The organism is Azonexus sp. (assembly GCF_049652925.1).
GTDB lineage: Bacteria > Pseudomonadota > Gammaproteobacteria > Burkholderiales > Rhodocyclaceae > Azonexus.
On record NZ_JBASFI010000028.1, the window covers coordinates 104948 to 110947 of the forward strand.

Consider the following 6000-nt stretch of genomic DNA (forward strand, 5'->3'; position numbering starts at 1 on the left):
TTGACGAGGACATGGAAGCCAAGTGCCTAGCCTTGGGGGGGGGCGCAAGCCACTTCGGGCTCCCATGGTCAACCGGAAAATTTGCGCAAAAATGAAATCTTCCGTTAGGAGTGCTGAATCAGATATTCAGTTCCCAAACTGGCACGCGAGTGCCGTTTTGTTTTGTGGACCGCCGCCGTGCTGCTATGCGGCATCCTGAGTTTTGTAATGGGTTGGCGCCAGGTTCGGGATACGTCATCGGTCGGCACCGCCTTTGCTGCGATGCTCGTCTACTGTTCCGCCAACCTTTTTAATTTCATCGAACTATCTAGGCAAAAAGAGTGGCGCCGCTGTCAGTTACACTCACGACGGTAGCGGCCGGCCGATGTCCTGGGTCGTCCTTGCGACGACCGCTGCCTCGCTGGCCGGCTATCTGCTCTTCCGGCCAGCTTCGTGCCGATAACCGACCACCGTTCAAACACCATGCCCAACATGCACCCCGTCGCCCTCTATTGCACCGCCGCCCTCGGCATGCTGCTCTTTCTGCTCGGGCTGGCTGTCTCCATCTTCCGCTTCCGCACGGGTACTGGTTCCGGTCCTTCGGCTGAGCGAAACTCCATGCTCAACAGGCTGATCCGGGCACATGCCAATACCGCCGAATTCGCCCCGTTTCTCGCCGTGATCTTTCTCTATTTCGGCTGGCGCGGCCCGTCCGACCTCGTCGTCAATCTGATCATCGCCGCCACCTTCTGCCGCTTCCTGCTCGTCATCGGTCTGGTTGCCTGGCCCAGCCTGGGGCGGCCCAATCCGGCACGTTTCGTCGGTGCGCTCGGCACCTATCTGATCGGCACTGCGCTCTGCGCGGCCATGTTCGCAGGCGCTTGAACATGGCTTTGCCAGCCGGCATGCGGGCGCTGGCGCATCGCAACTTCCGCCTTTATTTCACCGGGCAGGCGATTTCCATCCTCGGCTCGTGGATCCAGCAGGTCGCACTCGCCTGGCTGGTCTACCGGCTCACCGGCTCGGCCGCGCTACTGGGCATCACTGCCTTTTGCGGACTGATTCCGCAGCTCGTCGTCGGCCCGCTGGCCGGTGCGTGGATCGACAAACACGACAAGAGAAAATGGCTGGTCGGCGTCCAGTCGCTCATGGCCGTTCAGGCTTTCGTCCTCGCTGGCCTGTGCTGGCTGGACTGGATCACCCCCGGCTTCATCGTGGTCATGGCGCTGGTTCTCGGCGTCTTGAGCAGCTTCGACGCGCCGCTCCGCCAATCGCTGATCGGCAGCTTCGTCGGCAGCCGCGATGACCTGCCCAACGCGCTGGCCCTCAACGCCATGCTCTTCAACGCCGGCCGCTTCATCGGCCCGCCCATAGCCGGCCTGTTGCTCGGCCTGACCTCGGAAGCCTTCTGTTTCGCCATCAACGGCTTCTCCTTCCTGGCGCTCATCGCCGCCATTCTGGTCGTTCGCAGCCAGCCTCCGCTACGCGCCACCGGCTCGGTCGGCCAGGTCTTCAAGGAAGGCGTCCTCTTCGCCTGGCACACCTGGGTCATCCGCATGCTGATCATCACGCTCATCGCGCTGAATCTGACCGCTTCGGCCTACGCCGTCCTGCTCCCGGTCTTCGCCCGCGACGTCTTCGCCGGCGATGCGACAACGCTCGGCTGGCTGTGGGGCGCCGCCGGTTGCGGGGCCTTTACCTCGACGGTCTTTCTCGCCACCCGGAAAACCGTCTCCGGCCTGATCGCCGCCGTCGTCTCCGGCGTCGCCATCAGCGCCGTCGCCTTGCTCGTCTTCGGCGCCACCACCCGGCTGCCGCTCGCGCTCGCCGCCATGGTCGGCCTCGGCTTCGGCATCTCGGTGTGCAACGTCGGCATCAACATGATCCTGCAAAGCTCGGCCCCCGAGCAGTTGCGCGGCCGCATCGTCTCCTTCTTCACCTCGGCCCGCTTCGGCTTCGACGCACTCGGCGGCCTGCTTGCCGGCTTCGTCGCCGTGGCGCTCGGCGCCGGCCAGACCATGTTGGTCGAAGGCGCCGCCCTCACCTTTTTCGCAATATTCCTGCTCACCCTACGCCAACGCCTGACGGCGCAAGTCTCGGCAGCGCAAGGAGAAAGTCATGGACATTGAAATGATCGCCTCGCTCGGCCTGCGCAGCGCCGAACAACTCGCCGACCGGGCACTCGCCGCCGCCAGCGAAGCCGGCGTCAAAATCTGCGTCGCCGTCGTCGACCGCGCCGGCTACCCGCTCGTCTTCAAACGCCACCCCGGCGCGCCCTTCCACTCCATCGACATCGCCCTCGACAAAGCCTACACGGTGGTCAGCTTCGGCCCCGCCACCGCCAAATGGGACGCCCGCCTGGCCAAAGGCTCCGAAATGCTCCGCCACGGCCTGATGCAACGCGACCGCTTCATCGGTTTCGGCGGCGGCCTGCCAGTCAAACACGAAGGCGTGCTGGTCGGGGCGATTGGCGTTTCAGGCGGGAGCGAGGCGCAGGATGTTCAGTTCGCCGAGACAGCGCTGGCGGGGTTGGTTGGGGGCGGGGGCTGTCCATGAGGTGTTCCAGTTCGTAGCTACACCACCTTAAAACAGGGCTTCAATGCCCTTTTTGGGGCTGAGTTTTGCCTCTCCATCCATTTGTCTAGAAGGCAACTCCCAGTGGATTTGCCGAACCCGCAACAGCCTCGCGTATTTCGGTAATATCGCGGACTTATTATTCCAGCTCCCTTCCACGGAAAACCGACCATGCAATACCACGCCGCCAATACCGATTCCCTGATGAGCATCACTAACCGCCCTGACCTCGTTTTCGAGCGTGGCGAAGGGTCGTGGCTTTACGACCATCAGGGCAAGGCTTATCTCGACTTCATCCAGGGCTGGGCGGTGAATACGCTTGGCCATTGCCCGCCGGAAATCGCTGCGGCGCTGGCCACCCAGGCTGGCAAGCTGATCAATCCGAGCCCGGCTTTTTACAACGGGCCGATGATCGAACTGGCCGGCCTGCTCACCGCCAATTCGGTGTTCGACCGCGTCTTCTTCGCCAACACCGGCGCCGAAGCCAACGAGGGGGCGATCAAGCTGGCGCGCAAGTGGGGCCGGCTGCACAAGGATGGCGCTTACGAGATCATCACTTTCAGCCATTCCTTCCACGGGCGCACGCTGGCGACCATGTCGGCTTCAGGCAAGGCCGGCTGGGACACGATTTACGCGCCGCAGGTGCCGGGCTTCCCGAAAGCGACCTACAACGACATTGCTACGGTCAACGAGAAAATCGGGCCAAAAACGGTAGCCGTCATGCTCGAACCGGTGCAGGGCGAGGGCGGGGTGATCCCGGCCGACATCGAATTCCTCAAGGCACTGCGCGAACTGACCACAGCACGCGGCATCCTGCTCATCGTCGATGAAGTGCAGACCGGCATGGGCCGCACCGGCAAGCTGTTCGCCTACGAACACGCCGGCATCACTCCGGACATCATGACGCTGGCCAAGGGCATCGGCGGCGGCGTGCCGCTGGCGGCACTGCTGGCGCGCGAGGAAATCTGCTGCTTCGAGCGGGGCGACCAGGGCGGTACCTACAACGGCAATCCGCTCATGACGGCGGTTGGCGCGGCGGTGTTGAAACGCCTGCTATCGCCGGGTTTCCTTGCCGGCGTCGAGGCGCGCGGGCAATACCTGTCTAAGCGCCTGCTCGAACTTTCCGCCAAGCATGGCTTGCAGGGCGAACGCGGTTCCGGCCTGTTGCGCGCTTTGGTGCTGGCCGACGAGTGCGGCCCCGACATCGTCCGCCGGGCACTCGAGGGCGCGCCGACAGGCCTGCTCCTAAACTCGCCGCGCCCCAATCTGCTGCGCTTCATGCCGGCGCTGAATGTGAGCGAGGCGGAGATCGACCAGATGATCGCCATGCTCGACGACCTCCTGCAAAACTGAAAACGGACTGACCGCGCCGGTTCCCGCTTGCTGAACACATCGGGCGCTGGGTCGAAACAGCGGGTCATTGGCTACGCTAGCGGGGCGGTGCGTTCAGTACAGGCTATGACGCACAATTCCTATCAGGATTTTCTGCCGGTCAGTTTCGTTTGCCAGCGCAATGAGCCTTCTATTCTGGAGGGCGCTATATTCTTGGCCGCCAGCTTGCGTCATTCAGCCAAGCTGCCGTGGCCAAGGCGGTGCGATAGCGTTTTTGAAGCTTCAAGCATTGCCTTGGCTACCGGGCTGTCCCATTCCACGTTGAACTCACCGATTGAGCCCAGCGAAGTGATCGCTGCAACCATACTGCCCGTGTGGTCGTAAACAGGGGCGCTGAAGCCGTTGATACCCGGGGTCAAGCTGCCTGATGCGCGACTAATCCCGTGTGAGCGAATTTCTGTCAGGGTTTTTTCAAGCTGCCTGCGAACAGTCGTGATGGCTGTTTTGCTGGTGTCGGAGCTTTCCTTTAGCTCTTCGTCGAGTTTTTTCTTTAGAAATGGTGAGCGGTAGAAGGCGGCAAAGGCACGCCCCGTTGCCGAATTGCATAGTGGCAAAACGGTCCCGGCGCGTAGCGTGATCGTAATTGGACCGCCGGCATCGACGATTCGAACAATGGTCGCCCCGTGGTTCCCCCATACGGCGAGCGCGACGGTCTCCTGAATCTCTTCGCAGAGCGTTTCAAGAATAGGACCAGCCAGGCGGACCGGGTCAAGCCGCCCGAGTCCGGAAAGCCCCAGTTCCAGAGCGTAGGCACCCAGATCGTAACGGCCACTACTGTTGTCCTGCTCCACGATTCCTATGCGGAGGAAGCTGACCATATATCTATGTGCTTTGGCCGCGGGCATCCCGGCGCCTTTGGCGATGTCGCGCAGCATCATCGGGCGATTGGTTGCTGCCAGTACGTTCAACAGTCGAAATCCCACCTCGATGGATTGAATGCCTTGACGGTCGCTTGCTGCTTTTGTGGCCATGATGGTTGTGATCGAAGGAAAGCATCCATTTTATGCATCTATGAGCCCTTTGAGGTGGCGAATATAATGACCCCGCAAATATATCAGGGGAGGTCATATGCGGGCAGTTCTGGTTGCAAATCCGAAGGGTGGGGCTGGAAAGACAACGCTGGCGACGAATCTGTCCGGCTACTTTGCTAATAAAGGCAAGAAAACGACATTGTGCGACCTGGATCGACAACAGTCGTCGTTGCGCTGGATGGCCTTTCGCGACCCGGCATTGCCACCAATTACCGGTTACTTTGCCGGGAACCAACTTTCCCTCAATTTGCCGAAGGAGGCTGACTGGGTAGTGGTTGATGCGCCGGCCGGGTTGCAGGGATACAAATTGTCCGACTATCTGCGAACCGTGGATAAGGTGATTGTGCCGTTGGTGCCATCAGTTTTTGACATGGCCGCCACAGAGGATTTTTTGAATTCAATCCGCAACGAAGTACGTGGCCAGCGGGTGAAGGTTGGAATCGTAGCGATGCGGGTTGATCCGCGTACCCGGGCGGCAGCGATGCTTGAAGAGTTCTTGAAGCACTTCGATATTCCTATCGTCGCCTACTTGAGAAATACACAGAATTACGTAAACGTGGCTGCGGCTGGTGCAACGGTATTTGACCCTCCGCGTGCGAAGCATCGACGAGATGTTGACCAGTGGTCGTCCATGATTCAGTGGATCGAAAAGAAATAGTCCTGATTATTTACGATTGTGCTTGACGCACTGCAACAAGCTCCGGATAATGCGCCCTCTTCTGACGGACGCGGGATGGAGCAGTTGGCAGCTCGTCGGGCTCATAACCCGAAGGTCGCAGGTTCAAGTCCTGCTCCCGCAACCAGAAAACAGTTTGATAGGCAGTTTGGATCAAGCGCAAGGTTTCTGGAGTTTGAAAGAAATATTTCAGGAATGTTCTGAAAAGCTTGACGGGGTGAGAGAAGTTCTTCATAATCTTGCCTCTCCGCTGCAGACGAAGCGAAAGCGACGGCGCGGTGAAGTTGGAAGCTCTTTAAAAATTTGGACAACCGATAGGTGTGGGTGCCTTGATGCGAAGCGACGCAA

6 protein-coding genes and 1 tRNA gene are annotated in these 6000 nt (G+C 60.3%); 6 read left to right on the forward strand and 1 reads right to left on the reverse strand.

The window, feature by feature from the left end; all coding sequences use genetic code 11:
• The first annotated feature begins 462 nt into the window (after nucleotides 1–462).
• From WBK19_RS15570 to WBK19_RS15585, 4 genes are all read left to right on the forward strand, one after another.
• Nucleotides 463–864 (forward strand): MAPEG family protein, encoded by a 402-nt coding sequence (locus tag WBK19_RS15570; protein ID WP_511291294.1) that lies wholly within the window; start codon nucleotides 463–465, stop codon nucleotides 862–864.
• Nucleotides 865–866: 2 nt separating this feature from the next.
• Nucleotides 867–2108, forward strand: a complete 1242-nt coding sequence (locus WBK19_RS15575) for an MFS transporter (RefSeq protein ID WP_511291296.1) — start codon at nucleotides 867–869, stop codon at nucleotides 2106–2108.
• Complete coding sequence (locus tag WBK19_RS15580; RefSeq protein WP_511291298.1) at nucleotides 2098–2535, forward strand: GlcG/HbpS family heme-binding protein; 438 nt, start codon at nucleotides 2098–2100, stop codon at nucleotides 2533–2535. The genes WBK19_RS15575 and WBK19_RS15580 overlap by 11 nt, the downstream gene beginning before the upstream one ends.
• 189 nt (nucleotides 2536–2724) lie before the next feature.
• Nucleotides 2725–3906 carry an acetylornithine transaminase gene (locus tag WBK19_RS15585; RefSeq protein WP_511291300.1) on the forward strand — a complete coding sequence of 394 codons (1182 nt, stop codon included), beginning with the start codon at nucleotides 2725–2727 and terminating at the stop codon, nucleotides 3904–3906.
• A gap of 209 nt (nucleotides 3907–4115) precedes the next feature.
• Here WBK19_RS15585 and WBK19_RS15590 read toward each other — a convergent pair whose 3' ends face one another.
• On the reverse strand, nucleotides 4116–4916 hold the full coding sequence (locus tag WBK19_RS15590) for an IclR family transcriptional regulator (protein ID WP_511291302.1): 801 nt from the start codon (nucleotides 4914–4916) through the stop codon (nucleotides 4116–4118).
• A gap of 97 nt (nucleotides 4917–5013) precedes the next feature.
• Between WBK19_RS15590 and WBK19_RS15595 the strand changes: the two genes are divergently transcribed.
• Both WBK19_RS15595 and WBK19_RS15600 read left to right on the forward strand, forming a co-directional pair.
• On the forward strand, nucleotides 5014–5634 hold the full coding sequence (locus WBK19_RS15595; protein WP_511291304.1) for a nucleotide-binding protein: 621 nt from the start codon (nucleotides 5014–5016) through the stop codon (nucleotides 5632–5634).
• Nucleotides 5635–5703: 69 nt separating this feature from the next.
• Nucleotides 5704–5779: transfer RNA gene (locus tag WBK19_RS15600), tRNA-Met, on the forward strand.
• The last annotated feature ends 221 nt before the right edge of the window (nucleotides 5780–6000 follow it).